Genomic DNA, 24,896 nt, shown 5'->3' with positions numbered 1-24,896 from the left:
TCCGTTCACTCTGCCGAGTCGCTTCGGAAGGCCCTTTTAACCGGCCCGACGAACGGACGGTATGTTCAGACAGTTCCGGTCGGAGGTCGAGGCGGCGCTCTCGGACGCGCTCGCTACCCTCGACCTCCCGACCGACGACCTCGGCATCGAACGCCCGCCCGACGAGATGGACGCGACGCTCGCCTCCAGCGTCGCCTTCCGGCTCGCGGGCGAGGTCGGCGACGCGCCGCCGAACGTCGCGAGCGACGTGGCCGAGGCGGTCGACGTCGACCCCTACGACTACCTCGTCTCCGTCGACACCGCCGGACCGTACGTCAACTTCCACGTCGGCGAGCGCTATCTCGCGGACACGCTCGATTCGGCGGCCGGAGACGCCGAATACGGGACGCTCCCGGACCGGGATACCTCGGTCGTCGTCGAACACACCAGCGCGAACCCCACGGGGCCGGTCCACGTGGGGCGCGCCCGCAACCCGATCGTCGGCGACGCGGTCGCGAACCTCCTCGAGTACGCCGGCTACGACGTGGACCGCCACTACTACGTGAACGACGCGGGCCGCCAGATGGCGGTGTTCACGTGGGCCTACGAGACGTTCGACGAGTCGGACCTCGAAGGCGAGCCCGCCCACGATCGGATCGAGTACGACCTCGTGCGCTACTACCGCCGCGGGAACGCCTATCTCGAGGAGGCCGATCCGGACGACGTCGAGGCCGCGGAAGCCGAGATCTCGGCGATCCTCCAGGGGTTGGAGGCGGGCGATGAGGAGACCTACGAGCGCGTCGGCGAGGTCGTCGACGCGGTGCTCGGCGGGATGAAGGACTGTCTCGCCCGGCTCCCCGCGGAGTTCGACGAGTTCGTCAAGGAGACGCGGTTCATGCGCGACGGCTCGACCGACGAGATCGCGACGCGGTTGAAGGAGACGGAGCACGCCGTCTACGAGGAGGACGCCTGGCAGCTCGAACTCGACGAGTGGGGGATCGACAAGAACCTCGTCTTCTTACGCTCCGACGACACCAGCCTCTACACCACCCGCGACCTGGCCCACCACGAGTGGAAGTTCGCGAACTACGACCGCGCCGTCACCGTCCTCGGGGAGGATCACAAGCTCCAGGCCGACCAGCTCGACGCCGCGCTCGAACTGCTCGGCAACGACACCGACGCGCTCGGCCACGTCATCTACTCGTACGTCAACCTGCCCGACGGGAAGATGTCGACCCGGCGAGGGACCGGCGTCATGCTGGACGACCTGCTGGACGAGGCGATCGACCGCGCCCGCGAGGCGGTCGAGAGCCGGATGGACGACCGGATCCGCGACGACGACCTGACCGACGAGGACGTCGAGCGCATCGCCCACCAGGTCGGGATCGGCGCGGTGCGGTACGACATCGTCTCGAAACAGCCCGCGAAGGCGATCACCTTCGAGTGGGAGGAGGCGCTCGACTTCGAGGCGCAGTCGGCCCCGTTCGTCCAGTACGTCCACGCGCGCTGCTGCGGGATCCTCGATGAGGCGGCCGACGCGGGGTTCGACGTTCCCAAACCGGGCGAACCGACCGACGTCGACGCCGCGGCCCTCGAGACCGCGGAGGCCGAGGCCCTACTGCGGGAGGTCGCGCGCTTCCCGGCCGTCATCGAGTCGGCCGCCGACGACTTGGAGCCGCACACGATCGCGACGTTCACCCGCGAGTTCGCGGACGCGTACAACGCCTTCTACCGGGAGTGCCCCGTCCTGACCGCCGAGAGCGACGAACTGCGGGACGCGCGGCTCGCGCTCGTCGCGGCCGCGCGCTACACGATGGCGAACGCGCTCGACGCGCTCGGCGTCTCCGCGCCCGAGTCGATGTAGGACCGGGTCGACGGGCAGGTCAAAGGTTACTTACACGCACGAAGCCGTATTGAAGACAATGAGTAGCGACGCCCAGGAGACGAGCGCGGACCGGCGGAAGTACGAGTTCCGCAAGGTCATCGAGGAGCTCAAGGACTTCGAGGGCTCCGGCACGCAGCTCGTCACCATCTACATCCCCGAAGACAAGCAGATCTCGGACGTGGTCGCCCACGTCACCCAGGAACACAGCGAGGCGTCCAACATCAAGTCCAAACAGACCCGGACGAACGTCCAGGACGCGCTGACCAGCATCAAGGACCGGCTCCGCTACTACGACACCTACCCGCCCGACAACGGGATGGTGATCTTCTCCGGCGCGGTCGACTCCGGCGGCGGCCGGACCGAGATGGTCACCCGGACGCTCGAGTCGCCGCCGAACCCCGTCCAGTCGTTCCGCTACCACTGCGACTCCGGGTTCCTCACGGAGCCGCTCGAGCACATGCTGGCGGATTCCGGGCTCTTCGGGCTCATCGTCCTCGACCGCCGCGAGGCCAACGTCGGCTGGCTGAAGGGGAAACGCGTCGAGCCCGTCAAGTCCGCCTCCTCGCTCGTTCCCGGCAAACAGCGCAAAGGGGGCCAGTCCGCCCAGCGGTTCGCCCGCCTCCGGCTCGAGGCCATCGACAACTTCTATCAGGAGGTCGCGGGGATGGCCAACGACCTGTTCGTCGACAAGCGCCACGAGCTCGACGGCATCCTCGTCGGCGGCCCCTCGCCGACGAAAGACGAGTTCCTCGACGGCGACTACCTCCACCACGAGCTACAGGACAAGGTGCTCGGAAAGTTCGACGTGGCCTACACCGACGAGTCCGGACTGAAGGACCTCGTCGACGCCGCCAGCGAGGCGCTCTCCGATCAGGAGATCGTCGAGGACAAACGCCACATGGAGGAGTTCTTCGAGAACCTCCACACCGGCGAGGAGGCCACCTACGGCTTCGAACAGACCCGGCGCAACCTGATCATGGGCTCCGTCGACCGGCTGCTCATCTCCGAGGACCTCCGCTCCGACGTGGTCGTCTACGAGTGTCCGAACGGCCACGAGGAGTTCGAGGTCGTCGACGCGCGTCACTCGACGCCCGACCACGAGTGTTCCGAATGCGGGGAGGAGGCCGCCGTCGAGGAGCGTGAAGACGTCATCGAACACCTGATGGCGATCGCTGAACAGCGCGGCACGGACACAAAGTTCATCTCCACGGACTTCGAGAAGGGCGAACAGCTGCTCGACGCCTTCGGGGGCATCGCGGGCATTCTCCGGTACTCGACCGGCGTATAAAACGTCGAAACGTCCTCGTTCTCCCGTCCTACTGCTCCGGCTCCGCCGGCACCGCCGCGACCTCCAGACACGCGCAGGCGTCCGTCTCGGGGTCGAAACAGTCCGGACACTCGGGCTGCCGGTCGATGATCGTGTCCAGCCGGTCGGCGACGGTGTCGTCGATGACCGCCTCCAGCTCGTGAGCCTCCTCGCGGAACTCCTCGACGGCGAGCACGTTCGCGAGGAAGCGCTCGATGATACAGTAGGTCTGGAGCGCGTCGCGCGCCTTCACGATCCCGTCGTCGGTGAGCCGGACGCCCTTGTACTTCTCGTGTTCGGCGAGTCCGCGCTCCTCGAGCTTGCCGATCATCTCGTTCGCGCTCGCCGGACTGACGCCGAGCGCGTCGGCGATCGACCCGGTCGAGGCGGGGCCGTCCTCCTGTTTCTGTACGACGTAGATCGTCTTGAGGTACTGGTCTGCGGTGTTCACGGTTCGCCTCCGTCTGTGATCGTCGGCCCGCTCGCTCGTCCCGTCGGCTCGGTTCCCCAGTTCGTCGGTTCGGTGCTCCGACTCATCGCCGCTCCATGACCTCCGTGACCTCGCTCACGCCCTCGGCTTCCTCCTCGCGGATCGACTCCAGGGTGTCGAGCAGTTCGGCGCGGTCCAGCGAGAACTCGGCGTCCGACCCCTCTATCGCCTCGATGAGGTCGTCGTAGAACTTGTAGGCGGTCTCTTCGTTACACAGCTGGTCGTACAACACGCCGTCGAAGTCGTCCGGCTGCGTCCGCCCGTACCGCGCGTCGACGAGCGACTCGATCTCGTCGAACGGGACGCTGTCGACGCCGAGCCCCTCGATGAGCCCCTCCAATCGCGCGCGGTGCTCGGCGGACTCCTCGGCGGCGTCGGCGAGCAGCGTCTCGACCTCCTCGTCGAGCTCCGCGTCGAGGCTCTCGTAGTGGTGGTGAGCCCGCGCCTCGACGACCTCCTCCAAGACGATTCCGATCTGTAACAGTCGGGCGAGCTGGTCGTCGGAGGTGATCCGCTGGCTGACGCTCACCTCGACCACCCGTCGCCGTTCGATACGCCCGTTCGCATACGTGTCACGTCGGAGCCTGCCCGACTTAAGCGGTTCCCTCGGGGATCGGACTCTTCGGGGATCGATTTATACGCCCCACCCGAAGAGGGTCCCTATGAGCGTGTTCTACAAGTGGGGCGCGGGCCGGGACCCCGGACATCCCGAGATCGTCGACGCGTACGACTCGACGCTCGTGACCGCCGAAGGTGAGGAGATACTCGACGCGGCCGCGGGCGCGGCGGTCGCCAACCTCGGTCACTCGCCGCCGGACGTCGCCGACGCCATGGCCGAACAGGCCGAGCGGGTCGGCTACGTCTCGACGTCGCACTTCTCGGTCCCGTCGGTCGAATCGGTCGGAGAGAAGCTCGCGTCGATGACGCCGGATCCGTTGAACGCAGCCTTCTTCGTCAACTCCGGCAGCGAGGCGGTCGAGTCGGCGATCAAGCTCGCCCGCGACTACCACGTCGCCCGCGGCGAGCCGACCCGGGAGGCGGTGATCGGCCGGTGGGCGTCGTACCACGGCTCGACGCTCGGCGCGCTCGCCGCCTCGGGCAACACCGGTCGCCGGACGACGTACGACCCGCTCTTGCGGGACTGGCCGAAGATCGGCCCCGCGTACCCGTACCGCTGGGACCACGAGGGGTCACCCGAGGAGCAGGCGATCGCGGCCGCTCGAGAGCTCGAACGGCTCGTCCGACGGCGCGGTCCCGAGACGGTCGCGGCGTTCATCGCCGAGCCGGTCGGCGGGTCGAGCATCCCCGCGACGCGTCCACATCCCGCCTACTACCGCGAGATACGGCGCATCTGTTCGGAGTACGGGCTCCTCTTCATCGCCGACGAGGTGATGGTCGGGTTCGGTCGAACCGGGGAGCCGTTCGCCTGCGAGGGGCTCGGCGTCACGCCGGACCTCATGGTGCTCGGGAAAGGACTCTCCGCCGGCTACGCGCCGATAAGCGCGATGATGGTCGCCGACGGCGTCGTCGAGACGCTCGAGGAGCACGACCACCCCTTCCAGCACGGTCACACCTACAGCGGCAACCCGATCTCGGCGGCGGTGGCAGACCGCGTCCTCGACCGTTACACCGAGGACCTGTTCGCGGCGGTTCGGCGGCGCGGGCGGCGGCTCGAGGAGACTCTGGAACCGCTCGCCGAACACCCGATCGTCGGCGAGATCCGACGAGTCGGTCTCCAGGTCGGCGTCGAGTTCGTCGCCGACCGGGAGACGAAGGCCCCGTTCGACCCCGACGCCGACGTCGCCGACCGGATCTACGACGCCGCGCTCGCGAACGGCGTGTACACGTATCCCGGCGGCGGCAGCGTCGACGGGCAGGCCGGCGACCACCTCATGCTCGCGCCGCCGCTCACGGTCGGCGACGGCGACATCGAGACGATCGGCGAGACCGTCGTCTCGGCCGTGAACCGCGTCGCCGACGAGGAGGGATACTAACGGCGTTCCCGGAGGCGGTCGCGAAAAATCGAATCCCCGTGAGTCTTTGCTGCGAGCGACCCGCTACTGGAGCCGCTCGATGACGAGCTCCTCGACGTCCTCGCGGAACTCGTCGACCGCGATCTCCTCTAAGACGGGAACGAAGAAGCCCTCGACGAGCATGTTCCGAGCCGTCTTCGGGTCGATGGAGCGACTCTCCAGGTAGAAGAGGTCCTCGGCGTCGACCTGTCCCACGGTCGCGGAGTGTGACGCCTCCGTGTCGTGGTTGTGGATGATCAGCTTCGGCGACGCGTCGGCCTCGGCGTCGTCCGACAGCATGAGCGTGTTCTCGCGCTGGTAACTGGAGGTGTTCCACGCGTCACGGCCGACGTCCTGGACGCCCTCGTAGACCGAGCGCGCCACGTCGTCGAGCACGCCGCGCGTGACGAGGTCGGCCGTGGTGTGTTCGGCCTGGTGCCAGACGCGGGCGTTAACGTCGAAGTGCTGGTCCTCGCTGCCGAAGAACGTCCCGACGATCTGGCTCTCGGAGCCGTCGCCGTTCAGCTCGGTCTCGACGTCGGAGCGGGTGAGCTTCGAGCCGAAGTTGCTCTCGATCCAGTCGATCGTGGCGTACGTGTCCGTGACCCCGCGTTTCAGCGAGTAGGTGTAGGTGTCGTCGTCGAGGTTCTGGAGCGATCCGAACTGGACGTCGGCGTTCTCGCCGCCGACGACCTCGACGAGGTTCGAGAAGTACCGGTCGCCCTCGATGTCCGAGGCGGCGGCCTCGCTCCCCGACTCGATCGACTCGAGGATCGTCACCGACGACGACTCCTCGGCGACGACGAGCGTCTGGCTGAACAGCGAGCGGGAGTTCATCTCCGCGCGGATCTTCACGTCCTCGACGTCGACTCCCTCGGGGACGTAGACGAACGTGCCGGTGGTGAAAAGCGCAACCGACAGCGCCGTCAGGTAGTTGTGCTCGGGGTCGAGCACGCTTCCGAAGTGCTCCTCGAGGACGTCCCCGTGCTCGGCGAACGCCTCCGTGAACGGCGCGACGACGACCTCGTCGTCGCCGGCGGTCCGCTCCGTCGCGTCCGACTGGTTCAGTGGGTCGACGAGCGCCTCGAAGTCCAGCGCCTCCAGATCCGTCCAACGTCGGCCGGGCGTCTGGATGACGTCGGGCAGCTCGGCCGTCTCCAGCGCCTCGAGCGCGTTCAGACGGGTTTCCAGGAGCCACTCGGGCTCGTCGCGTTCCTCCGCAATGTGTCGTACCGTGTCCTCCGAGAGGCTCTCGATTGCTTTCGTGCTCATGTTATCCGAGCGAACCCTCCATCTCAAGCTCGACGAGCCGGTTCAGCTCGACGGCGTACTCGATCGGCAGCTCCTCCGTGATCGGCTCGATGAACCCCGAGACGATCATCTGTTTGGCGTCGTCGTCGTCGAGACCGCGCGACTGGAGGTAGAAGATGTCCTCGTCGCCGATCTTCCCGACGGTCGCCTCGTGGGCGACGTCGACCTTCGACTCGTTGATCTCCATGTACGGCATCGTGTCCGACGTCGACTCGTTGTCGAACATCAGCGCGTCGCACTCGACGGCCGTCGAGGAGTTCTCGGCACCGTCGGCGATGTGGACGAGCCCGCGGTAGTTGGTGCGGCCGCCGTCCTTCGAGATCGACTTCGACTCGATGGTCGATTTGGTCTCGGGCGCGTTGTGGTACACCTTCGCGCCGGTGTCGATGTCCTGGCCCTCGCCCGCGAAGGCGATGGTGATGTGGTTGTCGGACGCGCCGCGGCCCTTCAGGATCGTCGAGGGGTACAGCATCGTCGCCTTCGACCCCATCGACCCCGAGATCCACTCCATGCGCCCGCCCTTCTCGGCGATGGCGCGCTTGGTGTTCAGGTTGTACGTGTTCTTCGACCAGTTCTGGACGGTCGAGTACTGGACGTGAGCGTCCTCGCCGACGAACACCTCCACGCCGCCGGAGTGGAGGTTGAACGCGGAGTACTTGGGCGCGGAACAGCCCTCGATGTAGTGGACTTCCGACCCCTCCTCGGCGATGATGAGCGTGTGCTCGAACTGGCCCATCCCCTCGGAGTTCATCCGGAAGTACGCCTGGATCGGCATCTCGACCGTGGTGTCCTCGGGGACGTACACGAACGACCCGCCCGACCAGATCGCGCCGTGAAGCGCCGCGAACTTGTTGTCGCTCGGCGGGACGGCCTTCGTCATGAAGTACTCCTTGACGAGCTCCTCGTGCTCCTGGACCGCCTTGTCCATGTCACAGAAGACGACGCCCTTCTCCTCCCACCGCTCCTGCATGTTCTGGTAGACGATCTCCGACTCGTACTGCGCGCCGACGCCGGAGAGCGCGTTCTTCTCGGCCTCCGGGATGCCCAGCTTGTCGAAGGTGTCCTTGATCTCGTCGGGGAGGTCCGTCCAGTCGTCGACGCCGCCGCGGACGTCTATGTCGGGGCGGATGTACGGGACGATCTGGTCGATGTCGACCTCCGAGAGATCGGGTGCCTCGGGCCAGTCGGTCGGCATCGGCATCGCCTGGAACTGCTCGAGCGCGCGCAGGCGGCGCTCCAGCATCCACTCCGGTTCGTCCTTGTCCTCCGAGATGACGCGGACCGTCTCCTCGGTGAGGCCCTTCTCGCTTTTGAAGGCGGACTTCTCCTCCTTCTTGAACTCGAAGCGGGCCTCGGTGTCGGTCTCTTTTAGGTGATCTTGTGAACTCATATCAGTTGGTTACGCCTCTGGTTGTATATCGTTGGTGTATAACCACGATCGGTTACGCCGCTCCGTAGACGTCCTCGCGGACCCAGTCGTACCCCTCGTCCTCGAGCTTCTCGGCGAGCTCCGGCCCGCCGCTCTTGGCGACCTCGCCGTCGAGCATTACGTGGACGTGGTCGGGCTCGACGTAGTCGAGGATGCGCTGGTAGTGGGTGATCTGGAGGATGCCCGTCCCCTGCTCGTCGCGGAGCGCGTTGATCCCCTTCGAGACGTCCTGGAGGCGGTCGATGTCGAGCCCGGAGTCGATCTCGTCGAGCACGGCGATCGCGGGCTCCAACATCGCGGCCTGAAGCACCTCGTTCTGCTTCTTCTCGCCGCCGGAGAAGCCGGCGTTGAGGTACCGCCGCATGAACTTCTCGTCCATGTCGAGAAGCTCCATCTTCTCCGAGAGGATCTCCTGGAACTCGGCGACGCCGATCTCGCCGTCGTCGGCGGGACCCTCCATCGGGGAGGTGTCGTAGCCCGCGTCGTCGGCGTCGGCCTCCTCCTCGTCTTCCTCCTCGAACAGCTCCTCGCGCTCGTCCGCCTTCGCGTTTAGCGCCTGCCGGAGGAAGTTCGTCATCGTGACGCCCTCGATCTCCGCGGGGTACTGGAACCCGAGGAAGATGCCGAGCGCGGCGCGCTCGTTGGGCTCGAGTTCGAGCAGCTCCCAGTGGTAGTCCTCGTCGTCGAGGTCGGCGTCGATGTCCTCCACGTCGGCCTCGTCGAGGTGGAGCGCGACGCTCCCGTCGGTGACCTCGTAGGCGGGATGACCGGCGATGACCTTCGCCAGCGTCGACTTCCCCGAGCCGTTCGGACCCATCAGTGCGTGGATCTCCCCGGACTCGACTTCGAGGTCGACGCCTCGAAGGATCCGTTCTCCGCCCTCTTCGGCCACCCGCACGCGTAGGTCGCTTATCTCGAGAGTTGCCATATGTAGGGTTCTGCCTCGTGGGTGTAACGTGGGGGTTCCGGAGGTTAATAGTTACGGATATCCCGCCGAAAATCACGAATTAGAGAAGAATATTTTCAGGAACGAAAACGTAGATTCGACAGATCACATGAACGAGCCGAGGCCGGTCTGCTCCTGGCCGGTCTTGACCTCCTCCCAGGAGGTCCCGAGCGCCTCGATGACTCGCTCGATGGGACCTTTCAGCGTCTTCTCGAGCATCTTCTCCCAGTCGACCTCGAACTCCTCGGGAATCTGGTCGGCGTACTCGAAGCAGATCACGTCCGGGTCACGCTTGAACTCGCCGTAGAGCCCGTTGCGTTGGGGGTCGAGTCCCTCCTCGGACTCCATCCGCTCCCAGAAGTCGGGGTGGACCTTCCGCAAGTAGAGCCGTTTGGGTTTCGAGCCTCTCCCGAAGTTCGTCCCCAAAAGCTCGTTGGCGTACTGTGCGCCCCGGACCTGGGCGGTCGGCGTCTCGTAGGCGTCGAGCCGCTTGCCGATCCCGCCGGGGATCCCGACCTCCTCGACGTCGACGTTCCCCGCGAGGAAGTCGTCGATGACCTCCGAGAGGTACGTCGTGATCGCCTCGAGGTCCTCGTCGATGTCGTCGCCGGTGACGATGGTCTCGATGACGTGCTGTTGGACCTCCTTCGTGATACCCGCGATGTCCGAGCGCTTGTATTCGAAGCCCGTGATGTCGATGTCGTCGACGTCCTTCCCCTCCTTCCAGACGATGTGGCCCGCGTACCGCTTCTTCTTGCCCGCCTGGAAGAACCGCCGGTAGAGCTTCTCGAACTCGATCTCGAAGCGGTGGAACTCGGCGTTCAACTCCTCGCGCGCGAAGTCGTCGTAGCGGTCGTTGATGTGTTCCTGGATGTCGAAGGAGGTCTCGATCGCCCTTTCTTTCGATAGATCACCAAGAGAAAGCATAACAGAATCGGTGTCACCATATGTGACTTTTCTGTCGAGTTCTTCGGTCACGCCGGCGGTGAAGTCGATCACCTCGCGGTTGGTCGAGGTGACGCCCGCGCTCATCTCGCGGTCGTACAGGCGGAACCGATCCCATCCGAAAACGCCGTACAGCGAATTCATCAGAACTTTGACAGCTCCCTGCTGGCGGTCGTACTGCTCGTACGCCTCGGTTCCCGGATCGTGTTCGTTCCGGAGCGCCTTCTTCTCCTCGCGCTCGTCGAGCAGTTCGTTCACCATCTCCCGGATGATGCCGTCCGGTTCCTTCCGGAAGTGGACGCCCGTGGGGGTCCGATACGTCTCGCCGTCGTACTCGTCGGGATCGACCTTCGTCTCCGGCGAGGCGTTGATCGTCACCATCGACATGGGGTAGAGGCTCTTCAGGTCGAGCACGCTCACCATCTCGCGGACGCCGGAGATGGGGTCGAACACCGCACCGCCCTCGAACTCCTCGGCCTCCTGTTGGCCCTTCGAGGGGAGCGCGAAGTTACCGAACGCCATGTGGAGCACGTACATGTCGACCGCGTCGCCCGGCGTCGTCGCGTCCTCCAGTTTACAGCCGACGATCTTCCGGGCGTCGTCCCAGAAGGCGATCACGTCCTGCGCCCGGTCGATCTCGACGCAGAGTTCCACGTCGCGGATGCTGTACTCGAGCAGGCGCTCGGGGTCCTGCTCCCAGAGGTCGCCGATGTCGCCGGCGTACCGCTCCTTGCCGACGCCGAGCTCGCGTTCTCCCACCGCGTCGAGCCGGTACGACTCCAGCTCCGTGAACATCGTGCGCTTGTAGGCGTACAGGAGGTCGAAGACGACGCGACCCTTGACGTCGGGGCCGCCCCAGCCCGAGCGCCACACCTCGCCGATCCGGGAGAGCCGGTCGGGCGAGAGGTCCACCTCGACGTCGTCCCGTTCGTCGAGCACCTCCATGCGGTCGAGCAGATAGGGGGCGTCGAAGTCCTCGAAGTTCCACCCGGTCATGAGATCCGCGTCCGTCTCGTCGATGTAGTCCACGAACGCGTCGAGCATCGCGGCCTCCTCCTCGAAGACGCGGACCTCGAAATCGATCTGCCCGTCCTCGACGATCCCCTCGTAGTCGGGCAGATCCTCCGGCGGCGGCACCTCCGCTTCGGGCGCGTCGTACAGCCAGACGACGTACTCGTCGTCGTAGGAGTCGTGGCTGGTGAGACAGATGATCGGCTCCTCGCCGTCCTCGGGGAACCCGCGGCGGTCGTCGACCTCGATGTCGAAGGTGTTCACCCGCATCTCGGCGTCGACGTCGGCGGGTTCCAACATCCCCTCGTGGACCTGGATCGTCCCCTCTCCGTCGTCGAGCCGGCGCTCCTCGACGCGGAGGCCGCCGTTGAGCCCGTTGTCGATCAGGAAGCGGTTCGGAAAGAGGATGTCCGCCTCGAAGGTGGTCTCGAAGTCGTCGCGGATGTTCCCCACGTCGCGGGGAGTTCGGGCGACGATCCGGGTGAGCGGCTCGCCGCGGATGCTCTCGTAGGGCTCGCCGTCCGGCCCCTCCTCGCGGGTGCCGATCACCACGTCGTACGCCTCGACGGGATCGCGATCGAGTTCGGCGGTCGGGACGTAGAAGTACGGCTCGACGCCGAGCACGCGGAGGTGTTCGACCACGTCGTGGTCCGCGTCCCCGTCGACGTGTTCCGCCGGCCGCCGGCCGAAGACGTGAACGACGGGGTACTCGTCGCTGCCGTACCCCTCGACGGCGTAGTCGATCTGGGTGATCATCAGATCGACGGTTCCGGTCGATTCCGGGAACTTCGCCTCGTCGACGTCGACGACGTCGCTGACGCGTCCGTGTCCGCCGCCCGCGACGACTCTCGCCTCCTCGGCGGCGAGGTCGTCGCGGGCGCTGTCGTCGCCGTCGGCCTCCGTACCGGCGGGCGACGAGAAGTCCGTGAGCCCCGACTGAGTCATAGGCTCCGTTCGGCGCACCCGGCTAAAAGACCGGCGTTCGTTCCCGGACCCGTCGCTCGCCGGTCGTGCTCGAGCGGCGGTTATCACGAGCGGTGGCAACCCCGACCGGTGACACTCACCCCCACGGAAAAGCATATATCATGTAATGACTTACCACGGTCCATGCCCTCGAACCCGCTTCGGGACGACGGGACGCACCGCTCGGGCGACCACGACGCGGCCGACGCCGAGGTGGAGGTGTACGAGGACGACGGCAACGTGGTGCTCTTCGAGGCGGAGAACCCGCTCGCGTGGGTCGAGGCCAGCCGAACGGTCCGGCTCGCCGACGCGGCCTGAATCGCGTTTCGGCGCGTCCGACCGTCATCCTCCGCGACCGCCGGACACAACCCCTTTGACCCGCCGTACCGTACCGGCGGACGTGTTTCCCTTCGACGAGGACGACGAGGGCGAGGTCTCCTTCGGGGAGAGCTCCGACGCCGAGCGCGAGATGACGCCGGAGATCCCGAAGGCACCCTCGGTCAAGTCGTTCGACGACGACGGGGACTTCTCGGCCGCCGGCGACGTCGACGGCGGCACCCTCCGCGCGTTCGTCGTCGCCGTGATCTATGCGAACGTCGCGGTGCTTTTCGTCAGCCTCGGCCCGCTCGTCTGGTTCTTCGAGGGGTGGAGCCGGATCGGGATCGGCCTGACCGTCGGGGGGCTTCTCGCCGGAGTCCGCACCTACCAGACGTATCGGTCGTGGGATCGGTCGCGGGGGGACGACGAGGTCGGGGACGCGGCCGCCGCCGAACCCGAACGCGTCACCGACGGCGACGGCGAAACGGCCGATTTCGACGACGACGGGGACGTGGCGGACGATCCTGACGACGCCGACGCCGACCGCCCCGCCCCGGAACCGTAATCCGTCCAGTCTCCCTTCTCCGATCCATGCGAACGGTTCGAGACGCGGACGGCGACACGTACCTCCTCGTGAAACGGTCCGGGGAGTCGAGCCGGGTCCGCGACCCGGAGACGGGCGAGGAGCGGTACGTCGAGAACGCCGACCTCGAGGCGGTCGAGGGGGAGTCGTCGCTCGCGACCGCCGCGGCGGGTGTTCCGGAGCCCGTCCGGCGGACGATCCGGGCGACTCCCGACGACCGGGCGCTCGGGCTCCTGATCGACCTCGTCGACCGCGGACCGCTGTCGGTCGTCGAAGTCATGGACGCCTACGACATGTGCGAGTCCGACCTCCACGGCCGGCTCGCGGAGTTCCGCGTCGCCGAACTGATCGAGGAGGTCGACGTCGGCGGCCGCCGAGGGTACGCGACGACGCCGACTGCCGAGGCGGCGGTGCGACTGCTGCGCGGGGACGTGGAGAGCGCGGAGACCGTGGACGACGAGTCGTAGGAAGTCGATCGATCGTCGACCGCCGACCGCTGACCACCGACCGCTGACCGCACCTCACGCCTCCCCAGCCTCGGCCTCGGCGACCCGCCGGATACGTCGGCGGGCCGCCTTCGACCTCCCTCGCGCGAGCCGTTCGCGGCCACCGGCCGCTCACGGGCGCGCGCCACCGCGGACGTATGGGAACCGGGATACCCGAAAACCGGTACCCGACGAGCTCAGTCGTCCGCGAGCGACGCGACGTCGATCCCGGCGGCGTCCTCCCGGGTGACCGTCGACCGGTTCGTCCGCGGGTCCTTCTCGACGGTCACGAGCTCGTCCGCGGCCCCGACCAGCTCGTCGTCGTGGCTCACGATCACGATCTGTTTCACGCCGAACCCGCGCATCTCCTCGACGAGGTCGACGAGCCGGGAGACGTGTCCTGAATCGAGGAAGACGGTCGGCTCATCGAGGATGAGCGGGGGGGTCGGTGCGGCCCCCTCTATCCCCTCCGCGAGCAGCCGGTAGATCGCACAGCGCAGCGAGAGGTTGAAAAGCGCCCGCTCGCCGCCGGAGAGCTGCTCGGGGTCGAGCGCCTCCCCGTCCTTCTGGTAGACCGTGAGCGCGTACTCGCCGTCGAGCTCGATGTGCGAGTAGGCGTCGTTGCCGTACACCAGCTCGAACGTCTCGTTGAGCGTGCGCTCGAGCTCCCGGACGTTGCGCTGGCGGAGCTCCGCCCGGAGGTCGCCGTACGTCGCCTCCAGCTCCGTCGTCTCCTCGTGAAGCGACTCGAGCGCCCCGACCGTCTCGGCGAGCGCCTCGCGCTCCTCGCGGAGATCCTCCAGCGCCTCTATCTCGCCGCGTACCCCACCGATCGCGTTCTGGAGTTCGGTCCGCCGGTCGTCGAGTCCGTCGAGTTCCTCGACGACCTTCTCGAGATAGTCCTCGGCGTCCTCCTTCCGTTTCTTCGCCGCCTCGACTGCCTCCTCGTCGACGACCTCGCGAAGTTCGTCGCGCCGGGCGCGTTTGTCCGCGAGTCGGTCGCGCCGCTCGTCGTTCACGGCCTCCAGATCCGCGCGCTTCTCGCGCCGGCGCTCGATCTCCGCCTCCAGCTCGTCGATCTCCGCGAGCCGCTCCTCGACTTCGTCGATCGACTCGCGAGCGTCCGCGACGCGGTCGAGCGCGTCCTCCGACTCCTCGATCCGCTCTCCGGTCTCCGTCGCTTCCTCGCGTTTCTCCTCGGCGACCTCCCGCGTCGACTCGGCCTCCCGGCGTTTCTCGGTCGCCGCCTCGCGCTTCTCGGTCGCCGCCTCGCGCTTCTCAGTCGCCGCCTCGCGCTTCTCGGCGACTCGTTCCTCGAGCATCGCGATCGTCTCGTCGATCTCCGAGAGTCGCTCGGCGGCGTCGGCGAGCGCGGAGGCTTCCTCGAGCCGGTCGTCGAGGTCGCTCGCACGCTCGCGAGCGGACGCCAGATCCGCTTCGAGTTCCGTGACTCGCTCGCGGTCCGCCTCGATCCCCGTCGCGTGCGGGGAGTCCTCGACCGGCTGACCGCATTCGGGGCACTTGCCGGCGGCGAGCAGCTCCTCGGCCTCCGCGACGCGCTCGCGGGCGTTCTTCAACTCCGCGGACAGCTCCGCGATCCGCTCGCGGACCTCGCCGCGTCGCTCCCGAAGCGTCTCGCGCCGCTCCGCCGCGTCGTCTCGATCGACGTCGACGTCGGCCGTCTCGAACCGATCGCGGAGCGTCTCGGCCTCCTCGCGAAGCTCCTCGATCGAGGCCTCCCGCTCGTCGGCCTCCCGTTCGGCAGCGTCGGCCGCCTCGGCGAGGTCGTCGGCCTCCTCCTCGAGCTCGGCGGCGCGCTCCGCGAGGTCGTCCGCCTTCGTTGCGAGGTTCGTCGCCTGGTTGCGGAACGCCTCGGCGTTCACCCGTCGATCGTCGAGTTCCTCCCGGACCTCCGCCTCCCGGTCGTCGAGTTCCGCTCGGCGCTCCGCTATCGCGTCGCCGGTCGCGACCTCGAGCCCGGCCGCGTCGAGCCGGTCGTCGATCGCTGATTCGACCTCCTCGATCCGCTCGCGGGTCTCGCGGATCGCCTCCCGATGCCCCTCGCGTTCGCGCTCCGTCTCCCGGATCGCCGTCTCGATCGATTCGACGTCCTCCTCGACCGCCGCGAGCTCGGCTCGCTTCTCCTCGTGGGCCGAAAGCGCCTCGGCCGCCTCCGCACGCGTCTCCTTCGCGCGATCGCGCTGGGCCTCGTAACGCTCGATCTCGTCGGTCACCTCGGCGAGGTCGCTCTCGAGCCCGTTGAGCCGCTCGTGGAGGTTCTCGTCCTCCTTCCGATCGATCCGCGCCTCCTTCTCCTCGAGGACTGCCCGTTTCGCGTTCAACACGTCCTCCACGCCCAGGCGGGCGTCGCCCGCGCGCTCACGGTACTCCTCGAGTTTGCCCAGCTGGAGGAGGTCGTCGATCACGTCCTGCCGCTGGCTCGGCGTGGCGTTGATGAGCGCGTTCACCTCGCCCTGCCGGACGTACGCGCAGTTTACGAACGCGTCGGCGTCCATCCTGAGCAGTTCGGTGACGAACCGCCTCACCGCCGTCGCGCCGTCGCGCGTCACGTCGCCGCCGGCGGTGGTCTCGAGGGCGCAGTCGTGATCGACGCGGTCGTCGTACCGGCGGAGCCGTCGCTCGACGTGATAGGAGGTCCCGTCGTGGGTGAACCAGAGGTCGATCTCCGTCTCTTCCTCGCCGTTCGTGATCACGTCCTCGAGGGTCCCCTCGAGCGCCTTGGAGCCGTACAGCGCGAAGAAGCAGGCCTCGAGCAGCGACGACTTGCCGCTGCCGTTGATCCCGTGGATGACGGTGACTCCCTCCGAGAGCCGGAGGTCGGCGTCGCCGTACGGCTTGAAGTTCGAGAGCCGGATCCGGTCGAACCTCACAGGTAGTCCTCCATTGAGACCTGCCCGTCCGCCGGCGTGGACCGGTCGGATCGCTCGTTTTCGTCGTCGGTCGAGCTCTCGTCGTCGAGCGCGTCGTCCCCGATCGGCCGCTCGTCGTCGATCGCGTCATCCTCGGTCGACTCCTCACCGTCCGCGCCGTCCTCACCGCCCGCGTCGTCGATATCGGTCGATTCGCCGCCTTCCGACGCCTTCTCGGGGTCGTCGGGTTCCGCGTCGCCCTCGCCTTTCCCGTCGTTCGCGGCGACGAACGCGGCGGGGTCGTCGAGCCGCTCCTCGACGCGGCCCTTCACGGTCTCGCGGACGTTGGCGTCGGCGATCGAGTCGGACCGGACCGCGTCGTCGACGTCGAGCCCGGCCGCCGAGAGCCCCATCTCCTCGATCCGCTCGCGGACGGCCGCCTCGGGGTCGGCGAAGCTCACGTCGAACTCCTCGTCGGTCTCCACCGTCCGCCGGTCGGTGACGCGCGCGACGAGCGCGCCCTCGGCGTCCGCGAACTCCTCGATCGCGGCCGGGGTGACCGGGTCGCCCTCGCCGGTTATCTCGACGAGCACGACGGCGTCCGCGAGATCGTGTTCGCGGACCCGCTCGCGGACCCGTGCCTCGCCCTCCTCGGGTCCGAGTTCGACCGGTACGAAGACGAACTCCCGAGTGTCGAGCGCGCGGCGACGGATCTCCACGCGGTCGTCGCCGCCGACGGCCGTCTCGTCGAAGGTCACGAGGTTGTAACCGCGTCCCTCGCGCTCGCTCGCGCTCGCGCGCTCGGTCGATCCCGGATAGGTGACCCACGTCCCCGCGACCTCGGCGCGATCGGGGGTGTGGTTGTCGCCGAGGAGCATCGCGTCGAAGTCCACGTCGCTCTCGGCGAGGACGGTCTCCGTGTCCCAGTCGGCGTGTGCGAACGGCTCGAAGAGCCCGTGTGCGACGAGCGCCGCGTAGTCGGCGTCGTGCGGCTCGAACGCGTACTCGAGGTCGTCGCGGCGGGAGACGGGGACGTGATCGAGCCCATAGAAGGCGACGTCGCCGACGACGGTCGGCGCGTCGCCGAGCCGGGTCGCGAGCCCCAGCCGCTCGAAGAGGTCGACCCACTGGCCCCCGCGGGTCGACTCGTGGTTGCCCACGACGGCGAGGAAGGGGATCCCGGCGTCCGCGAGCCGCCGGAGGACGGCGATCGTCCCCATGAGGTCGGGGAGCTCGGGTCGCCGGTCGTGGAAGAGGTCGCCCGCGTGGACGACGGCGTCGACGTCGTCGTCGACCGCGTCGTCGACGACGGCCCCGAACGCGTCGAGGAAGTCCTGGCGTCTGACCGGCGAGTGGTACTGCTGGTACCCGACGTGGGTGTCGCCGGTGTGGATCACCCGTGTCATCGGCTCGACGGTTGGCCCGTGTCGGGTTTAGGGGTTCCGGGGCTGCCGGGTGGGTCGGATCGCTTCTCGGACCCCGAGGCGACGGCCCGGTACCGACGGTACGCCTCGAGCGACTCTCGCCCGCGAGCGGCGAGGTCGGCGTCGCCGTCGCGGTCCGCCTCCGCCACCGCCTCCGCGAGCCGGTCGAGCCCGACGGCCTCGACGAACCCGGCCGCCCGGCGGAGGTCCGAGCGGGCGGCGTCGGCCTCGTCGATCACCGCCGCATAGGGTCGGGTCGCGGTGTCCGTCCGAGTCGCGAGCGCGGCGAGCGCTCGTTTCACGTCGTCCGTCGAGACCATGGCGGCGGCTGGGTCGGCATCTGATTTAGACCCTCGGAGGGTCGCGGGCGGAGCGTGAAGGACTCCGGACGGGGACGGCGAGAGCTTCGAACGGCGGCGAGGGATTCGGACGGAAACGGCGAGAACTCCAGGCGATAGCGGCCGACGGACCGGAACTCACACCGCCAGCGAGTACAGCCGCTTGCGGGCGTCGGTGAAGGAGAAGCGAGAGTCGATCACGTCCTCCTCCTCGAGCCGAGAGAGGGCGTACCGGACGGTTCGCGGGGGGAGCAGCGTCTCCTCGGCGAGCTGGCTCTGAGTCAACGTGTCGTTGTAATCGAGGACTTTCGCGACGAGCTTCGCGCTCGGCGGCAGGTCGCGAACGGCCTCCCAGCGGTCCGGGGCGTCCTCGTCGGCGGCGACGGCTTCCGTGGTGCTCATGCGTGGTCGTCAGTACTTCATGCCGTTAGATAATATTTACTATCCTATTTTATTACTATTAAGAATTATTTTGCCGTTCGACGGGTCTCGAGTGCCCCCACCCGAAGCCTCTTATCCGCGAAACGCTTTATTACAGCCAATGAGTGACACCGTCGACGACGTCGACATGCCCTACGACGAGGGATCGGCGTCGAGACAGGAGAAGATCGAGACCCTCCAGGATCGGCTGGAGGTCCTCGAGACGCAGAACGAGGAGATGCGCGACAAACTCCTCGACGCCAACGCCGAGAACAACAAGTACCAACAGAAGCTCGAGCGGCTCACCCACGAGAACAAGAAGCTCAAGCAGTCGCCGCTGTTCGTGGCGACCGTCCAGGAACTCACGGAGGACGGCGCGGTCATCAAACAGCACGGCAACAACCAGGAGGCGCTGACGGAGATAACCGACGAGATGCGCGAGCGGATCGACCCCGACGACCGGGTCGCGGTCAATAACTCGCTGTCCGTCGTCAAGAAGCTCGAGAAGGAGACGGACGTCCGCGCCCGCGTCATGCAGGTCGAACACTCTCCCGACGTCACCTACAACGACATCGGCGGTCTCGAAGAGCAGATGCAGGAGGTCCGCGAGACCGTCGAGATGCCGCTCGAGCGCCCGGGGATGTTCGAGGACGTCGGTATCACGCCCCCGAGCGGCGTTCTGCTGTACGGCCCGCCGGGGACGGGCAAGACGATGCTGGCGAAGGCGGTCGCCAACGAGACGGACGCGACGTTCATCAAGATGGCCGGCTCCGAGCTCGTCCACAAGTTCATCGGCGAGGGCGCGAAGCTCGTCCGCGACCTCTTCGAGGTCGCCCGCGAGAACCAGCCCGCCGTCCTCTTCATCGACGAGATCGACGCGATCGCCTCCAAACGGACGGACTCGAAGACGAGCGGCGACGCCGAGGTCCAGCGGACGATGATGCAGCTACTCAGCGAGATGGACGGCTTCGACGAGCGCGGCGAGGTCCGGATCATCGCCGCCACCAACCGCTTCGACATGCTCGATCCCGCCATCCTCCGGCCCGGTCGCTTCGACCGGCTCATCGAGGTGCCCAAACCCGACACCGCGGGCCGGGAGATCATCTTCCAGATCCACACCCGCAAGATGAACCTCGCCGACGGGATCGACTTCACCGAACTCGCCGGCATGGTCGAGGACGCCTCCGGCGCGGACATCAAGGCGATCTGTACCGAGGCCGGGATGTTCGCGATCCGCGACGACCGGACGCAGGTCACGCTCGAGGACTTCCTCGAGGCCTACGAGAAGCTCCAGGAGACCGACGAGACCGACGCCGACGATTCGCTCGCGTTCGCATAGCGCGAGACCGCCGCCCCGACCGAAAGCCGGTGGTTTATATCGCCCGCCGCCATTTTTCGACCAACGAGGGACCATCGTGACGACCGCAGAGTTCTCGTGTCCGGGCTGTAACCAGACCATCGAGGTGAACGACGAGATGCGCGAGACCATCCTCGAGGTCGGCTGTCCGGTCTGTACGACCGCCGTGAGCGACGACGACTTCGCCGAGGCGTAGCCTCGGGTCGTCGGACTCGCTCGCCGACCGCTCATCCCGTCCGCGTCCCTCCGCTCTCCGTCCGGCTTTTTCTCGAGCGCGCGCGAAGCGGTCGCATGGACGACTCCCCCGGTCTCGAGACGAGCCGGCTCGACGAGCTGACGTGGCGCGAGGTCGAGTCCGCGCTCGAGCGGACCCGCACGCTGTTGCTTCCGGTCGGCAGCGTCGAACAGCACGGCCACCACCTGCCGCTCGGCGTCGACGTCTTCATGCCCGAGGCGATCGGCGAGATGGTCGCCGAGCGCGTCTCGGCGCTTCTCGCTCCGCCGGTCCCGTACGGCGTCACCCCGCACCACACGTTCAAGCCAGGGACGGTCACGGTGTCGACGGAGACGTTCCAGCGGTACGTCTTCGACGTCTGCGACTCGGCGGCCGACTGGGGGATCGAACACGTCCTGCTCGTCAACGGCCACTACCTCGCTCAGGACCCCGAACTGGAGGTCGTGGTCCGTCGTCTCCGGACCGAGAGCGACGTGGAGGCGTTCCACGTCCCGCTCGTGGAGCTGTTCGCCGACGTCGCCGAGGAGGTCCGGACGGGCGAGGTCTCGTTTCACGCCTCGGAGTTCGAGACGAGCATCGCGCTCGAACTGTTCCCGGAACTCGTCGACATGGACGCCGCGACCGCGGTCGACCCGCCCGCGGAGTCGCTCCCGCTCACGGACTACGACGCGCTCGGCGAGAACCGGGTCGGCTGGGCGTTCACCGCCGAGGAGATGGCGTCCATCACCCCCGCGGGCAACGTCGGCGACCCGACGGTCGCGACGGCGGAGAAGGGGGCGGCGCTCGTCGACGCGGCGGTCTCGGACGTGGTGACGCTGATCGAGGAGCTCGAACGACGGCGACGGGCGGAGTGAACGAGGGCGGAAGGGTCGGGAGGAGGCGGGGGAAATCGCGGCTTACTCGTCGCGGTCGACGACGATCTCCCGTCCGGTCAGCCGGTCGGGAGCGAGCCGGTAGAGCTGGATGTCGAGGTCGGGCTTGTCGTCGGCCCAGACCTCGAAGAGCGGCCGACGAGTCTCGCCGTACTGGGCGATCCGCTCGGGAGTGAGCGTCGCGGGGTCGACTCGTTCGAGGGTGCCGATGGCGACGACGCTGGTGTAGGTGCCGTCCGCCTCCTCGTACACTACGATCCGCGCGTCGGGGTCGGATCCGAGGAACTCGCGTTTCTCGCTGTCGACCGTCGAAACCAGCCGTAAGAACGCCTCGCGAGTGTCCTCGTCGTAGCCATAGGAGATCGGAATCGCGTACGGGGCGTCGTCGCGGGCGAGCGAGAGCACGCCGGTCTCGTGGCGGGCGAGGAACGCGTCGATCGCGGACGCGGACATCTCGGCCTCGCGCTTCGTCGTCATACGCAACGTCTCTACACACGGGGGCATAAACCACACGAGACTGGGCGACGCGAAACCGGCTGACGGGAGCGAAAGCGACCGAAGGAGTCGGCGGTGGGAGCGAGCGAGCGCGTCACTCCACGGTCGGCGCGGTGAGGTCGGCGTCGACGACGGGCGCCCCGCAGACGACACAGCCGACCTCGAGCAGCGCCTCCCGCATCGCGTCGTCCACCTCGAACGAGCGGCGACACTCCGGGCAGGCGAACGTGTGTGTGGACGTCGTCATGAATGGAGGTAGGACGACATTCCCTATCAAACGATCATCGAGTTCCCACGCCGTCGGAATTCGATCGGTCGTACGCCCTCCGTGCGATCAGTCGAGCACGGTCGCGAGGATCTTCCGTTGGGCGGCCGCGATGTGCTCGCTGAACGTCGATCGATCGATGCCGAGACCCGCGGCGACCTCGCCGGCGTTCGCGCCCTTCGGGTGGTCGAAGTAACCGGCGTCGTGGGCCGCCGAGAGGACCTCGCGCTGTCGTTCCGTCAGCTCGCTTCGGTCGAAGGTGACCAGATCGCTCTCCTCGGGCGTCGACGACGACTGTAACAGCCGCAACACCTGCATGTCCGCACACGACTCCTGGAGCTCCTCCAGGACCGTCCGCAGCGTCGGCAGGTCGGACGCGTGAAACGTCACGAGGAGCCGACCGTCGCGGACGACCGTCTCCGTCGCCGGGACGCCGTGGCGGTCGAGCACCGAGAACGGCGACTCGTCCGCACACGGCACCTCGAACCGGTAGGCTGCCTTCCGGCCGTAATCGAACACCGTCTCGACGCCCTCCGGGACCTCGAGGTCGGCGTCCGCGAGGAACTCGATCACGACGGTGTCGACGGCGGCGGCGGCGTCGACGGCGTCGGTGGCGGCGGTGGCGGCGGGATCCGCGGCGTCGGCCGTCCCGTCGCTTCCCTCGGCCGTCTCGTCCGTACCCGTCGACTCGGGGACGAGCCGGCTCCGTGCCACGCTGTAGATCGGGGTCGACCCGTCGAGAACGCCGTCGAACGGCGACGGCGACGACGTCGGCAGCGAGACCTCCGCCCTGATACCGGCTCCCATCGTTCGTTTCTCCCCGCCGCCGGACAAAACCTTGACGGCCCGCCCGTCGCCGTCGCTCGGGGGAGGAACGTACCCCCTTGGTTGCCCGGCGATCCCTCGGTCGCTTATAAAACACCCCCTATATACAGGGACGGGGTTCGGGGGGACGGAGCCCCGATCAACGAACATGAAACGAGACACGTCCCGTGTGGGCGGACCGACGACGCTGACGGAGGCGGACGACGACCTGGACACCGCGTTCGGCGCGCTCTCGGACCCCGACTGTCGGCGCATCCTCGCCGCGGTCGACGAGCCGATGACCACGAACGAGATCGCGGACGACTGTGACATCGCCCTCTCGACGGCGTACCGAAAGGTCGAGCGGCTGAGCGAGACCCCGCTTCTCGCCGAGGGGGTCCGGTTCGACCCCAGCGGCGACCACGCGGCCGAGTACTCGCGAGGCGTCACCGACGCCACCGTCGAACTCACCGACGCCGGCGTCCGACTGACGGTCGAATCCGAGGAACCCGACGCGCCCGTCGCGACCTTCGACGCTCCCGGCGTCTCCGCGGACTGAACCGGTCGGGAACGGCCGCGACCGTCGTTCGAACCGTGCTTTTCGATCGTGATAACCGGACGGCTATCGTTATATGTCCCGTTCCGAGAGGGTTCGCGTATGACCGAGGCACCGGACGCCGCGGCCCTTCTCGACCTCACGAACGAGGCAGTCGTCGTGGTGGACGACCGAGGGTCCTTCCGGTACCTCAACGCGGCGATCGAGGGCGTTCTCGGGTTCGAGCCGAGCGAGCTCGTCGGTCGGGACGCGTTCGCGCTCGTTCACCCCGACGACGGCCCTCGGATCCGAGCGATCTTCGAACGCGCCGTCGCGGACGGATCGGTCCCGAACGAGCCCTTCGAGTACCGGTGCCGGACCGCCGACGGCGACTGGATCTGGGTTCGGAGCGAACTGTTTCCGCCCGAGGAGACCGGCGTCGAGGGCAACGTCCTGCGCGCACGCGACGTGACCGAGGAAGTCGAGTCGAGGCGGCGTCTGGAGACGATCGTCTCGAAGTCTCCGGACGTCCTCTGGATGTTCGACGCCGACTGGTCGGAGCTACTCTTCGTCAACGAGTCCGTCGAGGAGGTCTTCGAACTCACCGTCGGGGAGCTTCGAGCGGACCCACGTCGGTTTCTCGAAGTCGTCCACGCCGACGATCGTCCGCGCGTCGAGCGCGCGATGGCGCGGCTCTCGGCCGGCGAGACGACTCGCATCGACTATCGGATCGAACCGTCCGACGGGGAGATGAGGTGGCTCCGCGTTCCCGGCGAGCCGGTCTTCGACGACGACGAGGAGGTGATCGCGGTGTCCGGATTCGCTCGCGACGTCACCGACGAGTACCGGCGAAACCGCCAGCTCACGGTGATGGACAACCTGTTGCGTCACACCATCCGGAACGACATGAACGTCGTTTCCGGGATCGCCGAACGGATCGCCGATCGGACGAGCGACGAACTCGCGGCCGACGCGGAGACGGTCCGGCGCGTCGCCGGGGACCTCCTCGAGACCGCGGAGAAGCAGCGCGATGTGATCGACCTCCTCGGCGAGGACGGCTCTCCGCGTCCGACTCCGGTCGAACCGATCGTGTCCGAGGCGATCGGCCGGGTGCGAACTCGCGACCCGAACGCCGAGTTCGACGTCTCGTGTGCGTCGGAAGCGACCGCGCTCGCGATCCCCGAACTCGGCCACGCGATCGGCGAGCTCGTCGAGAACGCCGTCGAACACGCCGAGTCGCCGCCGACGGTTCACATCGAAGTCACCGACGACGAGGACCACGTCGAGATCGCGGTCAGGGACACCTGTCCGCCCATCCCGGTCGAACAGCGGCGTGTCATCACCGACGAGTGGGAGATGGATCGGCTCAGACACACGGTCGGGATGGGACTGTGGCTCGTCTACTGGATCGCCGAACGGTCCGGCGGCGAGCTCGCGTTCGATACCCATCGGAACGGGAACGTCGTCACCCTCACCGTGCCGAGCGCCCGCGGCGAGGCGACGTCCGAGCCGGCAGACCCCGTGAACCGACTCCGGATCGAACGCGGGCGGCGGGACGGGATCGCCCCCGAGTGACGTCGATCCGCGAACGACACCCGACCGATCTGTGGAGCGGATT

The 24,896-nt window shown here is 67.5% G+C and carries 24 protein-coding genes; 11 read left to right on the top strand and 13 right to left on the bottom strand.

Annotated features, from left to right (window positions below; all coding sequences use genetic code 11):
* Nucleotides 1-61 precede the first annotated feature (61 nt).
* Together argS and prf1 are read left to right on the top strand one after the other, a co-directional pair.
* Nucleotides 62-1,843, top strand: coding sequence for an arginine--tRNA ligase (gene argS, locus FN829_RS00650; protein WP_142985084.1), 1,782 nt, complete (start codon nt 62-64; stop codon nt 1,841-1,843).
* Between the two features lie 58 nt (nt 1,844-1,901).
* On the top strand, nt 1,902-3,152 hold the full coding sequence (gene prf1 / locus FN829_RS00645; RefSeq protein WP_142985083.1) for a peptide chain release factor aRF-1: 1,251 nt from the start codon (nt 1,902-1,904) through the stop codon (nt 3,150-3,152).
* Between the two features lie 28 nt (nt 3,153-3,180).
* Here the strand turns inward: prf1 and FN829_RS00640 are convergent, their stop codons facing one another.
* Nucleotides 3,181-3,621, bottom strand: a complete 441-nt coding sequence (locus tag FN829_RS00640; protein ID WP_066412510.1) for a metal-dependent transcriptional regulator — start codon at nt 3,619-3,621, stop codon at nt 3,181-3,183.
* A gap of 82 nt (nt 3,622-3,703) precedes the next feature.
* A complete protein-coding gene (locus FN829_RS00635) occupies nt 3,704-4,189 on the bottom strand; it encodes a ferritin-like domain-containing protein (RefSeq protein ID WP_142985082.1) in 486 nt (161 codons plus the stop codon).
* A gap of 133 nt (nt 4,190-4,322) precedes the next feature.
* Between FN829_RS00635 and FN829_RS00630 the strand changes: the two genes are divergently transcribed.
* The gene (locus tag FN829_RS00630; protein ID WP_142985081.1) at nt 4,323-5,654 is read left to right on the top strand and encodes an aminotransferase family protein; all 1,332 of its coding nucleotides are present in this window, start codon (nt 4,323-4,325) and stop codon (nt 5,652-5,654) included.
* A gap of 63 nt (nt 5,655-5,717) precedes the next feature.
* On the opposite strand, the gene sufD is transcribed toward FN829_RS00630, so the two are convergent.
* The 4 genes from sufD to FN829_RS00610 all read right to left on the bottom strand — a co-directional run bounded on the left by sufD (nt 5,718) and on the right by FN829_RS00610 (nt 12,259).
* Nucleotides 5,718-6,944, bottom strand: a complete 1,227-nt coding sequence (gene sufD / locus FN829_RS00625; RefSeq protein ID WP_142985080.1) for a Fe-S cluster assembly protein SufD — start codon at nt 6,942-6,944, stop codon at nt 5,718-5,720.
* A 1-nt stretch (nt 6,945) separates the two neighbouring features.
* Nucleotides 6,946-8,373: a Fe-S cluster assembly protein SufB gene (gene sufB / locus FN829_RS00620; RefSeq protein ID WP_142985079.1), complete on the bottom strand. Its 1,428-nt coding sequence runs from the start codon at nt 8,371-8,373 to the stop codon at nt 6,946-6,948.
* Nucleotides 8,374-8,425: 52 nt separating this feature from the next.
* Nucleotides 8,426-9,340 (bottom strand): ABC transporter ATP-binding protein, encoded by a 915-nt coding sequence (locus FN829_RS00615; RefSeq protein WP_142985078.1) that lies wholly within the window; start codon nt 9,338-9,340, stop codon nt 8,426-8,428.
* Between the two features lie 123 nt (nt 9,341-9,463).
* Nucleotides 9,464-12,259, bottom strand: coding sequence for a DNA-directed DNA polymerase (locus FN829_RS00610; RefSeq protein WP_142985077.1), 2,796 nt, complete (start codon nt 12,257-12,259; stop codon nt 9,464-9,466).
* A gap of 162 nt (nt 12,260-12,421) precedes the next feature.
* Between FN829_RS00610 and FN829_RS15750 the strand changes: the two genes are divergently transcribed.
* The 3 genes from FN829_RS15750 (at nt 12,422) to FN829_RS00600 (ending at nt 13,645) form a co-directional block, all read left to right on the top strand.
* A complete protein-coding gene (locus tag FN829_RS15750; protein WP_185955650.1) occupies nt 12,422-12,595 on the top strand; it encodes a DUF7331 family protein in 174 nt (57 codons plus the stop codon).
* A gap of 82 nt (nt 12,596-12,677) precedes the next feature.
* Nucleotides 12,678-13,160 carry a DUF7322 domain-containing protein gene (locus tag FN829_RS00605; protein WP_142985076.1) on the top strand — a complete coding sequence of 161 codons (483 nt, stop codon included), beginning with the start codon at nt 12,678-12,680 and terminating at the stop codon, nt 13,158-13,160.
* A 26-nt stretch (nt 13,161-13,186) separates the two neighbouring features.
* Nucleotides 13,187-13,645, top strand: a complete 459-nt coding sequence (locus tag FN829_RS00600) for a DUF7346 family protein (RefSeq protein WP_142985075.1) — start codon at nt 13,187-13,189, stop codon at nt 13,643-13,645.
* Between the two features lie 215 nt (nt 13,646-13,860).
* Here the strand turns inward: FN829_RS00600 and rad50 are convergent, their stop codons facing one another.
* From rad50 to FN829_RS00580, 4 genes are all read right to left on the bottom strand, one after another.
* Complete coding sequence (rad50, locus tag FN829_RS00595; protein ID WP_142985074.1) at nt 13,861-16,554, bottom strand: DNA double-strand break repair ATPase Rad50; 2,694 nt, start codon at nt 16,552-16,554, stop codon at nt 13,861-13,863.
* On the bottom strand, nt 16,551-17,939 hold the full coding sequence (gene mre11 / locus FN829_RS00590; protein WP_142985073.1) for a DNA double-strand break repair protein Mre11: 1,389 nt from the start codon (nt 17,937-17,939) through the stop codon (nt 16,551-16,553). Before mre11 ends, rad50 begins: the two co-directional genes overlap by 4 nt.
* On the bottom strand, nt 17,936-18,277 hold the full coding sequence (locus FN829_RS00585) for a hypothetical protein (protein WP_142985072.1): 342 nt from the start codon (nt 18,275-18,277) through the stop codon (nt 17,936-17,938). Before FN829_RS00585 ends, mre11 begins: the two co-directional genes overlap by 4 nt.
* Before the next feature lie 156 nt (nt 18,278-18,433).
* A complete protein-coding gene (locus tag FN829_RS00580; protein WP_094532767.1) occupies nt 18,434-18,697 on the bottom strand; it encodes a MarR family transcriptional regulator in 264 nt (87 codons plus the stop codon).
* 139 nt (nt 18,698-18,836) lie between these two features.
* Between FN829_RS00580 and pan1 the strand changes: the two genes are divergently transcribed.
* The 3 genes from pan1 to FN829_RS00565 all read left to right on the top strand — a co-directional run bounded on the left by pan1 (nt 18,837) and on the right by FN829_RS00565 (nt 21,161).
* Nucleotides 18,837-20,054, top strand: coding sequence for a proteasome-activating nucleotidase Pan1 (gene pan1 / locus FN829_RS00575; protein ID WP_142985071.1), 1,218 nt, complete (start codon nt 18,837-18,839; stop codon nt 20,052-20,054).
* A gap of 76 nt (nt 20,055-20,130) precedes the next feature.
* Nucleotides 20,131-20,268: a DUF7560 family zinc ribbon protein gene (locus tag FN829_RS00570; RefSeq protein ID WP_142985070.1), complete on the top strand. Its 138-nt coding sequence runs from the start codon at nt 20,131-20,133 to the stop codon at nt 20,266-20,268.
* A gap of 95 nt (nt 20,269-20,363) precedes the next feature.
* Nucleotides 20,364-21,161 carry a creatininase family protein gene (locus FN829_RS00565; RefSeq protein ID WP_142985069.1) on the top strand — a complete coding sequence of 266 codons (798 nt, stop codon included), beginning with the start codon at nt 20,364-20,366 and terminating at the stop codon, nt 21,159-21,161.
* 42 nt (nt 21,162-21,203) lie between these two features.
* Here the strand turns inward: FN829_RS00565 and FN829_RS00560 are convergent, their stop codons facing one another.
* The 3 genes from FN829_RS00560 to FN829_RS00555 all read right to left on the bottom strand — a co-directional run bounded on the left by FN829_RS00560 (nt 21,204) and on the right by FN829_RS00555 (nt 22,746).
* The gene (locus FN829_RS00560) at nt 21,204-21,656 is read right to left on the bottom strand and encodes a pyridoxamine 5'-phosphate oxidase family protein (protein ID WP_142985068.1); all 453 of its coding nucleotides are present in this window, start codon (nt 21,654-21,656) and stop codon (nt 21,204-21,206) included.
* Between the two features lie 112 nt (nt 21,657-21,768).
* On the bottom strand, nt 21,769-21,921 hold the full coding sequence (locus tag FN829_RS15745) for a DUF7560 family zinc ribbon protein (protein WP_185955649.1): 153 nt from the start codon (nt 21,919-21,921) through the stop codon (nt 21,769-21,771).
* A gap of 87 nt (nt 21,922-22,008) precedes the next feature.
* A complete protein-coding gene (locus FN829_RS00555) occupies nt 22,009-22,746 on the bottom strand; it encodes a helix-turn-helix domain-containing protein (protein WP_142985067.1) in 738 nt (245 codons plus the stop codon).
* Between the two features lie 166 nt (nt 22,747-22,912).
* Between FN829_RS00555 and FN829_RS00550 the strand changes: the two genes are divergently transcribed.
* Nucleotides 22,913-23,302, top strand: coding sequence for a winged helix-turn-helix domain-containing protein (locus FN829_RS00550; protein ID WP_142985066.1), 390 nt, complete (start codon nt 22,913-22,915; stop codon nt 23,300-23,302).
* A 99-nt stretch (nt 23,303-23,401) separates the two neighbouring features.
* Entirely contained in the window at nt 23,402-24,853 is a 1,452-nt protein-coding gene (locus FN829_RS00545) for a PAS domain S-box protein (RefSeq protein ID WP_142985065.1), read from the top strand.
* Nucleotides 24,854-24,896: the final 43 nt, after the last annotated feature.

It is taken from the genome of Halorubrum cibi, from assembly GCF_900182635.1.
Classification (GTDB): domain Archaea; phylum Halobacteriota; class Halobacteria; order Halobacteriales; family Haloferacaceae; genus Halorubrum; species Halorubrum cibi.
Note: the sequence above shows the minus strand (reverse complement) of the source record. Positions and strands in the feature narration are given on the sequence as shown.

What these genes read in the sequence shown, in the direction of transcription:
- argS (WP_142985084.1), top strand. Translation starts at nt 62, where the DNA reads ATGTTCAGACAGTTCCGGTCGGAGGTCGAGGCGGCGCTCTCGGACGCG.
- prf1 (WP_142985083.1), top strand. Translation starts at nt 1,902, where the DNA reads ATGAGTAGCGACGCCCAGGAGACGAGCGCGGACCGGCGGAAGTACGAG.
- FN829_RS00630 (WP_142985081.1), top strand. Translation starts at nt 4,323, where the DNA reads ATGAGCGTGTTCTACAAGTGGGGCGCGGGCCGGGACCCCGGACATCCC.
- sufD (WP_142985080.1), bottom strand. Translation starts at nt 6,944, where the DNA reads ATGAGCACGAAAGCAATCGAGAGCCTCTCGGAGGACACGGTACGACAC.
- sufB (WP_142985079.1), bottom strand. Translation starts at nt 8,373, where the DNA reads ATGAGTTCACAAGATCACCTAAAAGAGACCGACACCGAGGCCCGCTTC.
- FN829_RS00615 (WP_142985078.1), bottom strand. Translation starts at nt 9,340, where the DNA reads ATGGCAACTCTCGAGATAAGCGACCTACGCGTGCGGGTGGCCGAAGAG.
- FN829_RS00610 (WP_142985077.1), bottom strand. Translation starts at nt 12,259, where the DNA reads ATGACTCAGTCGGGGCTCACGGACTTCTCGTCGCCCGCCGGTACGGAG.
- FN829_RS15750 (WP_185955650.1), top strand. Translation starts at nt 12,422, where the DNA reads ATGCCCTCGAACCCGCTTCGGGACGACGGGACGCACCGCTCGGGCGAC.
- FN829_RS00600 (WP_142985075.1), top strand. Translation starts at nt 13,187, where the DNA reads ATGCGAACGGTTCGAGACGCGGACGGCGACACGTACCTCCTCGTGAAA.
- mre11 (WP_142985073.1), bottom strand. Translation starts at nt 17,939, where the DNA reads ATGACACGGGTGATCCACACCGGCGACACCCACGTCGGGTACCAGCAG.
- FN829_RS00585 (WP_142985072.1), bottom strand. Translation starts at nt 18,277, where the DNA reads ATGGTCTCGACGGACGACGTGAAACGAGCGCTCGCCGCGCTCGCGACT.
- FN829_RS00580 (WP_094532767.1), bottom strand. Translation starts at nt 18,697, where the DNA reads ATGAGCACCACGGAAGCCGTCGCCGCCGACGAGGACGCCCCGGACCGC.
- pan1 (WP_142985071.1), top strand. Translation starts at nt 18,837, where the DNA reads ATGAGTGACACCGTCGACGACGTCGACATGCCCTACGACGAGGGATCG.
- FN829_RS00565 (WP_142985069.1), top strand. Translation starts at nt 20,364, where the DNA reads ATGGACGACTCCCCCGGTCTCGAGACGAGCCGGCTCGACGAGCTGACG.
- FN829_RS00560 (WP_142985068.1), bottom strand. Translation starts at nt 21,656, where the DNA reads ATGACGACGAAGCGCGAGGCCGAGATGTCCGCGTCCGCGATCGACGCG.
- FN829_RS15745 (WP_185955649.1), bottom strand. Translation starts at nt 21,921, where the DNA reads ATGACGACGTCCACACACACGTTCGCCTGCCCGGAGTGTCGCCGCTCG.
- FN829_RS00555 (WP_142985067.1), bottom strand. Translation starts at nt 22,746, where the DNA reads ATGGGAGCCGGTATCAGGGCGGAGGTCTCGCTGCCGACGTCGTCGCCG.
- FN829_RS00550 (WP_142985066.1), top strand. Translation starts at nt 22,913, where the DNA reads ATGAAACGAGACACGTCCCGTGTGGGCGGACCGACGACGCTGACGGAG.
- FN829_RS00545 (WP_142985065.1), top strand. Translation starts at nt 23,402, where the DNA reads ATGACCGAGGCACCGGACGCCGCGGCCCTTCTCGACCTCACGAACGAG.